Consider the following 16,002-nt stretch of genomic DNA (forward strand, 5'->3'; position numbering starts at 1 on the left):
ATACACTTAATGTGAATATTAATTCATCAAGCACAATAAAAACACAACTGGGGATGGGCACTATGAGTCAGCTATATCAGCATCACTTTCTTAGACTATTAGATTTCACTCCTGCGGATATCGCATACCTACTCACTTTAGCCGCTGAGTTAAAGCAGGCTAAAAAGGCAGGCAATGAACCGCAGACGCTGAAAGGTAAGAATATCGCGCTCATCTTCGAAAAAGACTCCACCCGAACCCGTTGCTCTTTCGAAGTTGCCGCTTATGACCAAGGAGCCAACGTGACCTATTTAGGCTCCAACGGCAGCCAGATTGGCCATAAAGAATCCATTAAAGACAGCGCACGAGTTCTGGGCAGAATGTACGACGCTATTCAATACCGTGGGTGGGGGCAAGAGGTGGTCGAAACGCTGGCTCAGTATGCCGGAGTACCGATTTGGAACGGGCTTACCGACGAATTCCATCCAACCCAAATTTTGGCCGATCTGCTTACAATTCAGGAGCATATGCCAAACAAGCCACTATCGCAGGTAAAACTCGCGTATTTGGGCGATGCACGTAACAACATGGGTAATTCTCTGCTGGAGGGGGCCGCTCTGATGGGAATGGAGCTACGTTTAGTGGCCCCAAAAGCCTGCTGGCCGGAAGCGGAGCTGGTAGCTCAGTGCCAAGCTATTGCCGATAAAACTGGAGCCAAGCTCGTTCTTACTGAAGATCTCGCCGAAGGCGTGAAAGATGCCGATTTCCTGTATACCGACGTTTGGGTTTCTATGGGAGAACCGAAAGAAGTGTGGAAAGAACGTATCGCGCAGCTACTGCCGTATCAAGTCAACATGAACGTGATTAAGCTAACGGGTAATCCACAGGTCAAATTCCTGCACTGCTTACCTGCATTTCATGACGATCAAACGGCCGTCGGCAAACAAATGGCGGAACAATACGGCTTACACGGCGGAATGGAAGTCACCGACGAAGTATTCGAATCTGAACATAGCATTGTGTTCGACGAAGCAGAAAATCGCATGCATACCATTAAAGCCGTAATGGTGGCGACGTTGGGTAAACTCTAATTACAACTCTACTCACCAACAAATCAGCGCGCCTGATATTCATCGGCGCGCTAATTTTATTTTAAATCGCGGTCACGACTTCAGGCCTAATACAAGTGCCTTTTTCTCGGCGTAAAATTGCTTCGGCATCGGATAACGCGCCAATGAATGCCGTTCCGCCGGTTTGTTCGACAAACTCAATGACGGCCTCCGCCTTTGGCCCCATGGCACCATCAGGTGCGGCAAAAGGACGCAATATTTCAGGCGTAACATCACGCAAAGCTCTAGCCTGCGGCGTCCCCCAATCCTGATAGACCGCATCTGCGTCGGTTAAAATCATTAAATATTCAGCTTGCAGCTCTTGGGCTAGTAAAGAAGCGGATAAATCCTTATCGATAACTGCTTCAACGCCACAATAGCCATGTTGATTCGCAATCACCGGCATTCCACCGCCCCCAGCACAAACTACAATATGATCGCTATCTAGCAAGCACTTAATGGAGGCAAGCTCTACCACCTTCCTCGGCTTAGGCGAGGCCACAACACGGCGAAAATATTGACCATCCGCTTTCATCGTCCAGCCATAACGCGCCTCTGGCTCATGTTGCTGATCGGGGGAGGTATACAGGGCCAATAAATTTACTCGGATGCTGGAACGCGGGGTCATCTGCCTCCACTTGAATGCGTGTCAAAAGAGTAACCACCTGTGGAATACTCTCTTTTTGCTCCAGCGTTTGAGCAATCATATACCCCAACATTCCCTGAGTTTCAGCCACGAGAATATCCAGCGGATACGCAGGCGTTTGCTGATCCAAGGCCCCTTGCAACGCAAGTAAGCCTACCTGTGGGCCATTACCATGCACAATCACCACTCGATAATTTTTGACCAGACCAGCAACTACCTCTGCCACCTGAGTAATATTTTTGTACTGATTTTGGGCCGAAAGAGTTTCTCCACGCTGCAAAATAGCGTTTCCTCCCAGCGCGATAACAACGGTTGGTTTCATTTTATTCCCCATAAAAAGCGTTAATTTGTTGGGGTAAAAATAAGTTTATTTAAAATATAAAATGTGATGGTTGCTACATTTAAAATACAGTCTATTATTTTTTTATAATCAGAATGCCACGCCGCCATTTAATTAAATAAAATTGAATAATAGATTTTTTAATTTTTTTTACTAATAAGCCTTCAAATAAGAAAACTTACCTTACAATAGATCAAATGTGATTTATCTCACCAGAATCCCCTTACGATTATTATAGCTTACCGTCATAGCGATTTGGCACGAACCATTTTTCATTATAGCTATGCCCAATAATTTCAATATTTGGGACGGTAGCATTTTTGACGTCCAGCACCACCGATTGAATCAGTGATAGGGATGAGCAGAACAGCTAACGCTCCAAATGCTAGAAGTGCTGGGTATTCAGGGGAGTATCTTATGTCACAATCGATAGAGCATGCGGGCTCACCGCAAAAAACAGGTATACCAGCTTGGTGGGTAACTGTATTTTTATTCTGGCTCGGCTGGATATTTATGTATGCAGACCGTACAGTATTGAACCCAGTGATGGGAGAACTACAGAAAGAGTTTGGATTAAATGGAACGCAATTAGGAATACTTAATTCAGTTTTTTATTTTTCCTATGCACTACTGCAAGTCCCAGCAGGAATTCTAGGCGATAAAATCGGTAAGAAAAAAGTATTAGTCCCTGGTTTTTTATTATTTGGCATTTTCACCGCCGTCACCGGATGGGCGAAAACTTGGACGACGCTACTATTTTCTCGCGTCGTTACTGGTGCTGGAGAAGGGACTTATTACGGCCCTCAATATGGTTTATCTTCTGAACAAATTCCTAAGAAATATCGTTCTCTGGGCAGCGCCATCATTAACAGCGGTATGGCATTCGGTATTGCTCTTGGACTGATGTCATCAAGCTGGCTTGTATACGATCAGGGGCACAGTTGGAGAATGCCGTTTTACGCGATGGCCGTGCCAAGCATCCTAACCGGCTTAGCTATTTGGTTTTTCGTTAAAGAAAAGAAACGCAGTGCTGTCACCGCCGATGGCGTCGCGGTTAAAAAAGGCAAATTCAGTGATTTACTGAAAAACCGCAACCTGCTGTTGGTCTATCTGATGGTGTTTTGTAGCCTGTTTGGCTTCTTCGTTATTCTGACATGGCTGCCCTATTACCTCCAAAGTGAACGCGGGATCCCTGGCAGTGAAACCGGCTTTATCTCGTCTTTGGTGGCATGGATTTCGATTCCTGGCGCCCTGATGTTCTCAACCATTTCAGACCGTTTAGGCAAGCGTAAACCACTCATTTTAATTCTGGTTCCACTCGCCATTCTGAGCATGCTCTCAATTGTTTGGATGCCCACCATGGGTGGCGTTATTACGGCGCTATGTATCTATGGTTTGGTTGGCAAGCTCGCACTCGACCCAGTTCTGGTGGCTTTAGTTGCCGATAGCGTAGACGAAAATAACTACAGCACCGCCTTCGGTTTATTCAACTTTATCGGCATGAGCTCCTCTATTTTGGCGCCGATCATCGCCGGTGCGGCTCGCGATCTCACCGGCAGTTTAGCCTCCAGTTTCTACGTATCAGCAGCCCTCTTGGTCATTGGCCTGTGCGGCATGTTGTTCCTGAAAGAAAAGAAATAATCCGAGGGAATTAAAATGATTTATGCATCTGTAAAAAAAGGCAGTTTTCAGGACTCCGTCAGTCTGATGCTGATATCACGTAAGCTCAGTGAATCACCTCAGGTCGATGAGGTTTCCGTCATGATGGGCACTCCAGCGAACAAATCACTGCTAGAGACGACGGGCTTCTGGCATGACAGTTTTGCCAGCGCCACACCAAACGATATCTGCGTAGCAATACGGACTCACGTAGAGGTTCCTGATATTGCCCAGCTCATCAGCCGACAGTTGGAAACTGAGTTGAGCGCTATCGCTCAAGGACAAGCCAGTGGGCAGCACTTGCAAAAGGTTCGTCGTTGGGAAACTGCGCTGCAAAAGCTTCCTGATGCCAATCTGTTACTCATCTCCGTCGCGGGGGAATACGCTAACGACCTAGCCCGTCAAGGGTTAGAAAACGGCAAAAACGTTATGTTGTTCTCCGATAACGTGCCGGTTGAACAAGAGCTCGCACTTAAGCAAACCGCTCGGGAAAAAGGGTTGCTGGTGATGGGGCCCGACTGCGGTACCACCATGGTGGCAGGCGCACCTTTAGCCTTCGCTAACGTTCTGCCTAAAGGATCTATCGGGGTAATTGGCGCATCCGGCACGGGCATTCAAGAGCTCACGTCACAAATCGCATTGCTCGGTCATGGGGTAACACATGCACTGGGCCTTGGCGGCCGCGATCTCAGCGAAGCGATTGGCGGTATCAGTGCGCTAAGCGCGCTAGAGATCCTTGCAGGAGATGAACAGAGCAAAGTACTCGCCTTTGTATCCAAACCTCCAGCGGAAAGTGTGCGTAAGCAGGTAATTAACGCCATGCAAGCCGTGGCAAAGCCAGTAGTCGCGCTCTTTTTAGGTAGTAAACCTGAACATAAACACGAAGGGAATGTTTGGCTAGCCAGCTCATTAGCGGAAGCTGCTCACCTTGCCGTTATGCTGGCCAGCGTTGAGGAAATCGCCGCCGCCCAGTCTAGCGTGGTAGGTAAGAAAATCCTTGGTCTCTATGCTGGTGGCACACTGGCGGCGGAAGCCGCGATGTTGTTGGCAGAGCAGATTAACGTCACTGCCGATAGCAAGCACGAGCGCGGCATTATGCTGCACGCCCAAGGACATACCCTCATCGACTTGGGTGATGATGCTTACACCGTTGGACGTCCACACCCAATGATCGACCCAACTAGCCGCTCGCTTGAGATCCAAAAGATTGCCCACCAGCCAGAAATTGGTGTGCTGATGGTCGACGTTGTGCTGGGCTATGGTGCATGCGCCGATCCTGCCAGCGCAGTTCTGGAAGCAGTAAACAAAGTACGCGCAGCACGCGGCGCTGAAAATCCATTAGTCGTCATCGCAACGGTTACCGGAACTCAGCAAGATCCTCAGCCGCGCGCTGAGCAGATCGACACGCTCATCAACGGCGATATTGTCGTGATGAACACGCTACAGGAAGCCGTGTTATTGGCTCACCATCTGATCGTCCGCGCACCAGAGACACCTCATTACTCCCGTGCTCCACTGCTGGATGGCGTCAAAGTCATCAACGCAGGCCTGCGCAGCTTTGCTCAGGATTTACAAAGCACCGGCTGCCCTGTGGTGCATTACCAATGGGCCCCCATCGCGGGCGGCAACGCTCATTTAGCCAGTTTGCTAAAACAACTACATTAAGAGGTCTGCTATGTACTCATCTATTACGCACGCCAATGAGGCGATCGTGGCACGCATTAAAGAAGCCCGCCCATTCTGGACCGGTGTTCATTTGGCGAAAGACGTTATTCCAGCTTTACGTCAGGGGAAAACCTTACTGCACGCCGGACCACCGATTGAATGGCAGGATATGACGGGGCCGATGCGTGGAGCATGCCTCGGTGCATGCCTCTATGAAGGCTGGGCTCAGAATGAACAGCAAGCTCATGCTCTGCTTGAAGCAGGAGGGGTAACGTTTATCCCTTGCCATCATGTTAACGCCGTCGGCCCAATGGGAGGGATTACCTCCGCCAATATGCCAGTGCTTGAAGTCAAGAATCATACACATGGCAACAGTGCCTACTGTAATTTGAATGAAGGCATTGGCAAGGTGATGCGTTTCGGGGCCTATGGCGAAGACGTTCAACACCGCCTACGTTGGATGCGCGATACTTTAGCTCCGGTGTTGCAACAGGCGCTGAGTGAAACCGAAAACGGCATCGATCTCAGTGCGCTGATGGCGCAGGCCATCACGATGGGAGATGAATTCCATCAGCGTAACATTGCCGCCTCTGCGCTGCTGATGCGCACGCTGGCGCCTAAAATTGCGCTACAAAACGACGATAAAGCACGGCTGGGTGAGGTCTTACAGTTCCTTAGCGTAACCGACCAGTTCTTCTTGAATCTCGCTATGGCTTATTGCAAAGCAGTGATGGATGCCGCCGCGGAAATCAAAGCGGGTTCCATTGTGACAGCGATGACGCGCAATGGCCGAGACTTCGGCATTCGCGTAAGTGGGCTGGGCGATCGTTGGTTTACGGCGCCGGTCAATACGCCTCAAGGGCTGTTCTTCACCGGCTTTAGCCAAGATGACGCTAACCCGGATATCGGCGATAGCGCCATCACTGAAACCTTTGGCATCGGCGGTGCAGCGATGATTGCTGCACCAGGCGTCACGCGTTTTGTCGGCGCTGGTGGCATGGATGCAGCGCAAGAAACCTCTGAAGAAATGAGCGAGATCTATTTACAGCATAATCCGCTGCTGCAAATTCCATCATGGAATTTCCAAGGCGCGTGCTTAGGTCTAGATATTCGCCGCGTCGTCGAAACAGGGATCACTCCGCTCATCAATACCGGTATTGCCCATCGCGAAGCAGGCATTGGTCAGGTCGGTGCAGGTACCGTTCGGGCACCGTTACCTTGTTTTGAACAAGCGCTAGAAGCGCTGGCTGAAGCAATGAATATTCACGCATAGCCGTTCGCACCAAACGTTTCACACATAACTTAGGCGTCTGCCTAACCGCAGACGCTTTCCCTCAAACCAATAGGAGAACGGATAATGATTTGCTCTCCTTTAGCCGCCAGCGATTGCCTACCGCCAATAAGTGGCGTTTGGGTATGTGAAAATCGGTTTAATCACGCTATCAATCTACGTAATGCATCACATCAATTATTAACACTACACCGCTATGGACAGGGTATCAGCCCGATGGGATGGCTGATACGCCGCGCTGACTTTGACCAGCTCGCCCATTTTTTGGAACCCGAAACCCGCCTGACAGCCATGAACGGTGGTTTGCATACTCCCTATTTTCAATTACTCAAACCACGGCGTACGCTCTGTTTACGCATGTCAGATACGCTACAGATAGCGCCGCAGCTTCTTGGGCAATATCTGGCGCGTTATGACAAGGAGACTGGACTGTGTGGGCCGCTCAGTCAGACACCTCACTCACCGTCACCCTATCTCAAGATTTTCGAAACACAGCTTTCTCGCTGGGCACAAGGTCTCACCCCAGATTGGCGTTCTATGATTGGCTTAGGTCCTGGCTTAACCCCCAGCGGTGACGACATGTTGGTAGGTATGATGGCCGTTCTATACGCCACGTATCACACCGCTCAGTTATCTTCGCTCCTTCCAACCGAAAGTCAGTTGACAGCATTAACCACAAGCGTCAGCGCCAGCTATCTTTACTATGCAAAACTCGGTTATTTCAGCACCACACTACACACGCTTCTACGTCGACTCGCATGTGGCTCACAGGGTATAGCACACTCACTTGAAAGCATGCTGCATCATGGACATACTTCGGGAGCAGACACCTTGTTGGGAATGGATCTCACTCTGCGCTGGCAACATGCTCATCAACGGAGGGGCGAATATAATGTTTGATCAAGAAACGCTCCGCACTTTTATTCGGGTGGCTGAAACACGTAGCTTCTCTAAAGCTGCGGAATGCCTACATAAAACACCTGCAGCCATCAGCTATCGCATTAAAACGCTAGAGGAAAGTCTGGGAACGCAGCTATTTCTGCGCACCACGCGAACCGTCAGTCTTACGCCTGCGGGAACGCATTTACTTGAACGTTGCCACCAATGGTTAAGTTGGATCGACGCGATGCCCGACGAACTAAGTCAGGTTAACGACGGCGTCGAACGACAGGTTAATATCGTGGTCAATAATCTGCTCTATAATGCGTCATCAGCGGCAAAACTGCTGACATGGCTAAATCAGCGTTTTCCTTTCACCCAATTCCAACTTTCGCGTCAGGTTTATATGGGCGTCTGGGATGCTATGCTCTACGATGATTTCCAGCTAGCCATTGGTGTAACAGGCTCTGAATCCCTCTCCAACTCAATACGCACCCTGCCATTTGGCGAAGTGAGCTGGGTCTTTGTACTCGCCCCCCACCATCCATTAGCAGCAAGCTCAAGCCCTTTAACGAATACACTCTTGCGCGCATACCCCGCCATTAATATCGAAGACACTTCGCGAAATTTAACGAAGCGAGTTGCTTGGCTGTTGCCGGGACAAAAAGAGATTAAAGTTCCAGATATGCAGACCAAACTCGAATGCCACCTAGATGGCCTTGGAGTGGGGTTTTTACCAAAAAATATTTGCCAACCGTTCATTGAACGGGGGCAATTGCTGACGCGAGATGTCGAAAACAAACGCCAACCCTCACCTTTATCTCTGGCATGGAGTAAAGACCGTAACGGTAAAGCGGTACAGGAAATTGTTTCATTATTTAAGTATGGGGATGAGCGAATACGTGGTTTTCTTGCCAATATCGACAAATACACACTGCTATAGTGGCGTTTTTATAAAATTAATCATCGCAACCACTGCTCTGGTTGCGATGAATCACCAATCTGCTTAACCAAATCAGTTAACCAAAATCTTCACGACTGCCTTCTTGACTGGCGCATTGTCGCCTGATGAGCACATCGGCTTATGCAACTCTCCAGGATAGAACACCACAAAATCGCCTGGGTTCATGATAATACTTTTCTCTTCAAGCCCCTGCTGGTCGAGCGGTAGAAACGCAATGTCGCTCCCCTCTAGCCATTCCCCCTGCCCCTCGGGAGCAGCCAAATTGCTAAAGGTCATTTTTTCCTGTCCGGCGAGCACAATCTGAATATCTAAATAGCGTCCATGATATTCCTGACGACGTTCTTCCGCCGGAGAGGTTGAATCATTAAAAACCATCACAAACTGGTTTTCACCATCAATATCAAATCGGCCTAACGCCGAATCGACGTTGATATTTTCCATAACATACTGAATAGCCTGCTTTAACTTTGCAGGTAGATAAGGCAGTAGTGCTAAATGGTTAACATTCCCGGTGATCATAAATTCCTCAATGTTATAATTAAATTATTTTGAAACATTGTTTTATTATATCTCTAGAGAAACCGCTGAAACGAGGTATTAACCACAATTTGGCTTATAGTAGTCCCCCCACAACCCCCCTTCACAGGGGGGACCAAGAAACTACTTTTATCACATCAACCAATAGATACTTTCATAGGGCTGCAATAGTGCTGGAATATCATCCTGTTGCGGATAATTGCCCATGAGCATACAGCCCTCCTTCGGCAGCGTCATCTCTAGGGTTAATGACTGCGACTGAGCACTGAGGTTGGCCAAAACATACAATGCACGCCCCTGATGGCTGCGGCGATAGCACCACAATGATGGATGATCCGGCAGCAAATCTACATAGTCGCCATGTGTCAGCAAAGGCAATTGTTTGCGAAGCTCAATGAGTGCCTGATAGCAGTAATAAACTGAATTTTTATCCGCCATCGCGGCTTGCGCATTAATTTCGGAGAAGTTGCCTGCGGGCTCAATCCACGGAGTACCCTGAGTAAACCCGGCATTTTTATCCACGCTCCACTGCATCGGCGTACGACTATTGTCACGCGATTTAGTCGCTAAAATCGCCAGCAGTTCGGCGCTCTCACGCCCCTGCGCACTCAGCTCACGGAACATATTCAGGCTTTCTACGTCTCGATACTGCTCAATACGCGTAAAGCCCGGATTGGTCATACCAATCTCTTCGCCCTGAAAAATATAGGGGGTTCCCTGCATACCATGTAAAACCATTGCCAACATTTTTGCAGCAGTCACGCGCAACTCGCCTTCGTCGCCAAAACGAGAAACAATACGCGGCTGATCGTGATTACACCAAAACAGCGCATTCCACGCTTTGTTGTGCATTCCCTGCTGCCAATAGGCAAAAATCTTCTTCAGCTCGATAAAATCTGGACGGGCTAGCGTCCATTTCTCCCCACCGGGATAATCAACTTTGAGATGGTGAAAATTAAAGGTCATCGATAGCTCGCTACCGTCTAGCGCCGCATAGCGCTGGCAGTGCTCAAGCTGAGTTGACGACATTTCACCGACCGTCATAAGCCCACGCGGTTTAAATACGTCGCGTCCAAACTCGCCAAGAAACTCGTGAATTCTTGGGCCATCGGTGTAAAAGCGTCGGCCATCACCCTGTAAATCGTCGGGGAAGTCTTGCTGCTTGGAAACCAGATTGATGACATCTAATCGCAGGCCATCCACGCCCTTGTCAGCCCAGAAATGACACACCGATTTCAGCGCTTCACGTACCGGTGGGTGCTCCCAATTCAAGTCCGCCTGCTCAGGAGCAAAAAGATGCAGATAATACTGATCTGCGCTTTCAGACCATTGCCAAGCATCCCCCCCAAATTTTGAGCGCCAGTTATTTGGCAGTGCATCCGCTTTACCATCGCGCCAGATATAAAAGTGATGCTTCTCGTTCGCTGGGTCTTGTGCCGCTACAAACCACGGATGCTGCGTTGAGGTATGGTTAAATACCATATCCATTACAATCCGCATTCCGCGTTGATGAGCCTGTTCCACCAAGCGTTCAAAGTCAGCCATCGTGCCGTAATCAGGGTTAATCGCGCAGTAATCCGCCACATCATAGCCATTATCAATCTGCGGCGACGGATATACCGGCGTCAGCCACAGTGCACTCACGCCGAGTTTTTCAAGATAGTCTAGACGACTGATAATGCCGTTAAGATCGCCAGTGCCGGTGCCTGTACTGTCTTGAAAGCTTTTTGGGTAGATTTGATAAATCACCCCGTTTTGCCACCACGGAAGTGTTTCACTCATCGTCATATTCCTATTATTCAACCCTTCGTATACGAAATACGAAGAGATAGCAGTTCGTTATACCGGCAGCTCGCCGCGTTTTTCTTTGCGCTTGTAAACCAAGATAGTCAGAACCAAAGGCACAACGACCGCAACCACCATCGCTACCGCATAGATGCCCCAGAAGCGCGGTTGGATAGACAGAATGCCAGGCAAACCCCCTACGCCAATCCCGTTAGCCATCACGCCAAACAGCCCGCAAATCAGACCTGCACAGGCCCCGCCGATCATCGCGCACAGCATTGGGAAACGATATTTAAGGTTGATACCGTACATGGCAGGTTCGGTCACACCGAGGTAAGCAGAGATAGCGGCTGGCACAGAGATTTCTCGTTCATTGGCTTTGCGACTAACAAAAATAATCGCTAATACTGCAGAAGCCTGCGCAATATTAGACAGTGCGATAATTGGCCACACCGGCGTTCCGCCCATGCTCTGCACCATCTGCATATCGATCGCCAACGTCGTTTGATGCACGCCGGTAACCACCAACGGCGCATATAAGAAACCAAACAGCGCAGCACCGATTGGGGCAAAACTGCCCGTCATGACCGACTTCACGCACCACGCCACGCCGTCGCCAATCATGCGGCCAAACGGCCCGATCAGGGTATGAGCTAAGAATACCGCCAGCAGCAATGAAGTAACCGGAACCACCACCAGATAGAGGTAGTCGGGAATTAAACGTTTCAGTCGAGTTTCAATCCATCCCAGCGCTAAACCAGCCAGCATAGAGGGAATAACCTGCGCCTGATAACCCACTTTCTCAATGGTAAACCAGCCGAAATTCCACACGTCGGGCAACTGCTGGCCTAGCATGTAAGAGTTCATCAACTGTGGGGAAACCAAAGTGACCCCCAAAACGATACCAAGAATGGGCGTACCACCCATTTTCTTCACCGTCGACCAACAGACGCCCACCGGTAAATAGAAGAAAATAGCTTCGCCTAATAACCACAGGAAATCGTAAATCGTTTTCCATGCTGGGTGTAACGCCGTTAGCGGTTGCCCATCGACCAGCGGAATATCACCGATCACATTGCGGAATCCCAAAATCAAACCACCGCTAATCAGCGCTGGTAACAGTGGGAAAAAGATCTCGGCAAAGTGAGAGATCGCAATTTCCCACCAGCTCATATTCTGCCGGGCTGCTTTTTTTGCCTGTTCTTTGTCGCTCGCATCCACATGTGCGGTGCTGATCAACGCCTGATACCAATCACCGACGTCCATGCCGATAACGACCTGAAACTGCCCTGCATTGGTGAAACAACCTTTCACCATCGGCAGCTCTTCAATTTTTTTTGGCGAAGCTAACGCCGGATCGTTCAATACAAAGCGCAATCGGGTAAGGCAATGGCTGACAGTGGCGATATTTCCGCGCCCGCCCACCAACGTAATCAGCCGATCAACCTGATCTTGTTTTACCTTGCTCATAATGAGTACCTGTAGATTCGTTCTGGTTTAAGAGTAACGCGGATCTCAATCATTCGATCCATAAGCATCTGGCTGTTTAAAGCGTAGCCACTCTTCTCTTCCTATGGAACGGGAACGTTCCCGAAACTAGGCGGAGATCACAAGAATTGTGGTGAGGGAATAGGAAAGGGAGCAACAGAACGCAATCCACCGTTAAAATCGAGCCAATCTACCGGCTAAATATTCTTCAGCCACCCGTCGCTGAAGGTGACTGTGAATCTAGATATTTTGCTCCCCAGCATGCCAATAGCAGATAAAGTGCAAACGGCAATAAGAAGCTAAACCGTAGCGCGATAATTTCTACCAGCATGGCCTGCAGATAAGGCACAACGGCGCCGCCAATTCCTGCCATGATTAAAATACCTGCGGCCAAATTGGCTAGCTGGGGCACCGTCTTCATACTGTGGCTGAAAATAATAGGATACATAATTGAATTAGCGAAACCAATCAACAGTAATAAATATCCGCCGATGGTGTTATTCAACACTATTGCTAAAAACACGAGTAAAGCAGAAGTGATAGTTACCGTAAAAAAGGCTTTTCGCAGGCTAACTTTATGGGCAAGAAAACCAAAGAGAAAACGGCCAATTAAAGCGCATCCCCAGTAAAAAGAGATTAATGAAATAGCGACTTCCGCATCCCACTGACCTAGTGAAGTGAGATAGCTAATAGTATTAGTACCTAAAGTGACCTCAACACCTACATAGGTAAATATAGCGCAGGCGGAAAAAACAAAACCTTTATTTTGCCAAAGTTGGACAAACTTCCGCTCTATTGATTTGGGTTGCATCACATCGGGAATTTTGATCAAGAAAGTGATCATTATCAGCATGCCAGAGAATATCGCCAGCCCCAGCCAAATCCATCTGATGGGTTCTTTGTGGCTGACATAATCAATGGGGGAATACTGTAGAGCGAAAGCAATACACAGTGGGGCTAATGTTGTTCCTAAAGAATTAACTGCCGATGCAAGACTCAGGTTGCCCACCCGCTTATGTTCTTTACTCAGTAGGGTGAGGTAAGGATTTGCGACCACTTGCAACGCCGCCACCCCCGTTGCAATCACAAAAACCGCACACATAGAAAGCGAAAGGAAATATTGACTTAATGCATAACTCAGCAAAAGGCATCCGCCCATCACCAGACTCAATGAAGCTCGTAAAACGTATCGATATCCCAGAGAAGCTATCAACGAAGAACAGGGTAAACAGGTCACAAAAGGAGCTACATAAAAAAGGACATTAATCAACATGGCCTGAGGCCACGATAGGTTAAAGTAGTGATAGAAAAACAAGACTAGCGTGCTGTTAATGGCAGTGATCAGTCCCCATAAAAAAAATGTAGAGCCGAGTGTAGCCAAGTTTTTTTCCATGTGCTTATATTCCACTGATTTATTTTCGTTTAATGTTTTCACAACAAGCGCTAATATATATATAAAATTTATCTATTGGGCATCCAGATATTCATATTTAGCTATGTTAATCTCTTTCCAACACAATAGGAGCATATAATGGATATAAAAAACATATTTCGCGACACAGTATTAAACAATACTGAAATTGGCGTACTTCAATATATCCAAGCTAACCCCGAAAAGTGTATTCAGGAAGGTATACGTAGCGTGGCCGAGAGATGCTACAGCAATCCTTCAACTCTCGTGCGTCTAGCCAAAAAGCTCAAGTTCAACGGCTGGCTAGAAATGGTCTATTTCATAAAATTTAATATTACTTTGCCTAAACTCGATGTGACTAATGACGTTAACTTTATGAATATCCGACCGCAGGAGAAGTTAGAGTCTCTTTTGCAGAAGTTAGCAAAAGAAAGAGTTCTTATCCACGGCAGCGGTTTCTCCCAACTCATCGCCCAATATATCTACAATAAATTTCTGGTCACCGGAGTCAATGCCAGTTTGGCTCTATGGCCAGATTATGAAATTCTAGAACAAAAGAATGCCAATAAATTTGATTCCGTCTGGATTATTTCAAAATCAGGCAGGAGTTCATCAGCACTCAGTTGGGTGAAGGCTCTAGAGCAAAAAAACATCGATCTTGTCTGCTTTACTGGCGATCACGAGAGTCCGTTGGCACAGGCCGCCGATATCTCATTTATTATCCACGACCCGCAAAAATATGATGATGATATCTACTGGTCAAATCCATTCTTTGGCTATTGTATTTTGGGGTTTGAGCATCTTCTCAAACTGTGGTTTAACCAAAGATAAGCAGGGCCCCCACAGAGTGCCCTGCTTCTTTTTTATTTCCAGTTTTGGAACTGTGCCCCCTGTAAATAGGCTGCCACTAATTTCTCAGCCAATGACCATGAACCCACTAGCGGGTGCGCCATTAACGCTCTGACCGCCAGCGTTCTGTCTTGATTTAAAATGGCTTCCACCGCGAGACGCTCATATTCTTTCACACAGGAAATCATATTTTTCTGTGCGGTTGGAACATGAATTGGCTTAACCGGTTTTAACCCTTCTTTACTGAGATCACAGCTAATTTCAATGACATCATCAGGCTGTAGGAAATCCAGCGTATCGTTGTTTGAAATGGAAACCACAATTCGTTTTGTGGTGTTACTGTTTACCGCTTCTAGAATATCTAATGCGACCCCCGCATAACCACCACTGTCCGGCTCTTCGATAAACTGTTGTAGTGTCAGAGGTTCCCTGGTGTGGAATTTCTCCTGCTGCGATTCATTTTGCATATAGCTATTTTCGCGGCGCAGATAATGTCTCATCCAGATATCAAAGGCTTCGGCAGGATTCGTTTTAACATCGATACGGCGCAGATCTTGACGCATTTCATGGTTGATACGGGCAATCTGTTCCCCTCTCGTTTCACCGGAGTCTTTAATTGCCTGCAAGGCTTCTTCTTTGTAATAGTAATAATATAAGTATTCATTCAGCAGTTGTTTATCACACAAACGAACCAGTTCTGGTGAAAAATACTGCATCGCCGTTTTGCTATACAGATCCGGAGAGCTAATCAGTCGGTCAGTAACGTCTTCACCACGAACGGTGAAATGCGTGAACCAAGAGAAATGATTTAATCCGTAGCATTCAACCTGTAATTCACTTTCCTCACAGTCCAAAATAGCCGGAAGTTCACGAATAAGTTCTGAAGGAGCATCACAAATCCCATAAACGCGGCGTTTAAAACCGGATTTAATAATGGCCTCTGTCACCAGCCCAGAGGGATTAGTGAAGTTGAACAAAATCGCATCAGAAGCCGCGTGTTCTTCAATTAACCGGCAGTAATCTAAAATCGCAGGAATAGAGCGCATCGCCATCGCAAAACCGCCCGCGCCCGTGGTTTCCTGCCCTAATGTATTATGGTCAAGCGCAATACGCTCATCACGAATACGGCTTTCATCACCGCCTACTCGTAATGTGGTAATCACGTAGTTAGCCCCCTGCAACGCAGACACCGGATCGGTTGTTAAGCTAAATTCAATATCTGGTCGGATAGTTTCAAAAATATAACGGGCGATCTCACCAAAGATAGACAGATTATCTTCTGAACTATCGAGAAAAACGACTTTCTCCAACCCGATCCGATGCGCATTATAAGCCAAAGATTTTGCCAAAAATGCGGAACGTACACCACCACCACCTAATACAGTCAGTTTCATAAATAC

The 16,002-nt window shown here is 47.8% G+C and carries 12 protein-coding genes and 1 pseudogene; 7 read left to right on the top strand and 6 right to left on the bottom strand.

Annotated features, from left to right (window positions below):
- The first annotated feature begins 53 nt into the window (after positions 1–53).
- Positions 54–1,070, top strand: a complete 1,017-nt coding sequence (gene argF, locus K9N75_RS19290; RefSeq protein WP_071603086.1) for an ornithine carbamoyltransferase — start codon at positions 54–56, stop codon at positions 1,068–1,070.
- 61 nt (positions 1,071–1,131) lie between these two features.
- Here argF and K9N75_RS19295 read toward each other — a convergent pair.
- Positions 1,132–2,056 (bottom strand): annotated as a pseudogene (locus K9N75_RS19295) (carbamate kinase).
- Positions 2,057–2,491: 435 nt separating this feature from the next.
- Between K9N75_RS19295 and K9N75_RS19300 the strand changes: the two are divergent.
- The 5 genes from K9N75_RS19300 to allS all read left to right on the top strand — a co-directional run bounded on the left by K9N75_RS19300 (position 2,492) and on the right by allS (position 8,511).
- Positions 2,492–3,715 carry an MFS transporter gene (locus K9N75_RS19300; protein ID WP_061059500.1) on the top strand — a complete coding sequence of 408 codons (1,224 nt, stop codon included), beginning with the start codon at positions 2,492–2,494 and terminating at the stop codon, positions 3,713–3,715.
- 15 nt (positions 3,716–3,730) lie between these two features.
- Positions 3,731–5,398 carry an acyl-CoA synthetase FdrA gene (gene fdrA / locus K9N75_RS19305; protein ID WP_224452013.1) on the top strand — a complete coding sequence of 556 codons (1,668 nt, stop codon included), beginning with the start codon at positions 3,731–3,733 and terminating at the stop codon, positions 5,396–5,398.
- A 10-nt stretch (positions 5,399–5,408) separates the two neighbouring features.
- A complete protein-coding gene (locus K9N75_RS19310; RefSeq protein ID WP_224452014.1) occupies positions 5,409–6,671 on the top strand; it encodes a YlbE family protein in 1,263 nt (420 codons plus the stop codon).
- Positions 6,672–6,755: 84 nt separating this feature from the next.
- Positions 6,756–7,589, top strand: coding sequence for an oxamate carbamoyltransferase subunit AllH family protein (locus tag K9N75_RS19315; protein WP_224452015.1), 834 nt, complete (start codon positions 6,756–6,758; stop codon positions 7,587–7,589).
- The gene (allS, locus tag K9N75_RS19320; protein ID WP_061059496.1) at positions 7,582–8,511 is read left to right on the top strand and encodes an HTH-type transcriptional activator AllS; all 930 of its coding nucleotides are present in this window, start codon (positions 7,582–7,584) and stop codon (positions 8,509–8,511) included. The genes K9N75_RS19315 and allS overlap by 8 nt, the downstream gene beginning before the upstream one ends.
- 72 nt (positions 8,512–8,583) lie before the next feature.
- Here the strand turns inward: allS and K9N75_RS19325 are convergent, their stop codons facing one another.
- From K9N75_RS19325 to K9N75_RS19340, 4 genes are all read right to left on the bottom strand, one after another.
- Positions 8,584–9,051 (bottom strand): NanQ anomerase/TabA/YiaL family protein, encoded by a 468-nt coding sequence (locus tag K9N75_RS19325; RefSeq protein ID WP_061059495.1) that lies wholly within the window; start codon positions 9,049–9,051, stop codon positions 8,584–8,586.
- 150 nt (positions 9,052–9,201) lie between these two features.
- A complete protein-coding gene (gene treC / locus K9N75_RS19330; protein ID WP_224452016.1) occupies positions 9,202–10,851 on the bottom strand; it encodes an alpha,alpha-phosphotrehalase in 1,650 nt (549 codons plus the stop codon).
- Between the two features lie 57 nt (positions 10,852–10,908).
- The gene (treB, locus tag K9N75_RS19335) at positions 10,909–12,324 is read right to left on the bottom strand and encodes a PTS trehalose transporter subunit IIBC (protein WP_004097204.1); all 1,416 of its coding nucleotides are present in this window, start codon (positions 12,322–12,324) and stop codon (positions 10,909–10,911) included.
- Positions 12,325–12,550: 226 nt separating this feature from the next.
- The gene (locus K9N75_RS19340) at positions 12,551–13,735 is read right to left on the bottom strand and encodes an MFS transporter (RefSeq protein ID WP_224452017.1); all 1,185 of its coding nucleotides are present in this window, start codon (positions 13,733–13,735) and stop codon (positions 12,551–12,553) included.
- Positions 13,736–13,873: 138 nt separating this feature from the next.
- Here K9N75_RS19340 and K9N75_RS19345 point away from each other — a divergent pair, with 138 nt between their 5' ends.
- Positions 13,874–14,584: a MurR/RpiR family transcriptional regulator gene (locus K9N75_RS19345; RefSeq protein ID WP_008815365.1), complete on the top strand. Its 711-nt coding sequence runs from the start codon at positions 13,874–13,876 to the stop codon at positions 14,582–14,584.
- 32 nt (positions 14,585–14,616) lie between these two features.
- On the opposite strand, the gene K9N75_RS19350 is transcribed toward K9N75_RS19345, so the two are convergent.
- A complete protein-coding gene (locus K9N75_RS19350; RefSeq protein ID WP_224452018.1) occupies positions 14,617–15,996 on the bottom strand; it encodes a family 4 glycosyl hydrolase in 1,380 nt (459 codons plus the stop codon).
- Between the last annotated feature and the right edge of the window lie 6 nt (positions 15,997–16,002).

It is taken from the genome of Hafnia paralvei (assembly GCF_020150375.1).
Lineage (GTDB): Bacteria > Pseudomonadota > Gammaproteobacteria > Enterobacterales > Enterobacteriaceae > Hafnia > Hafnia paralvei.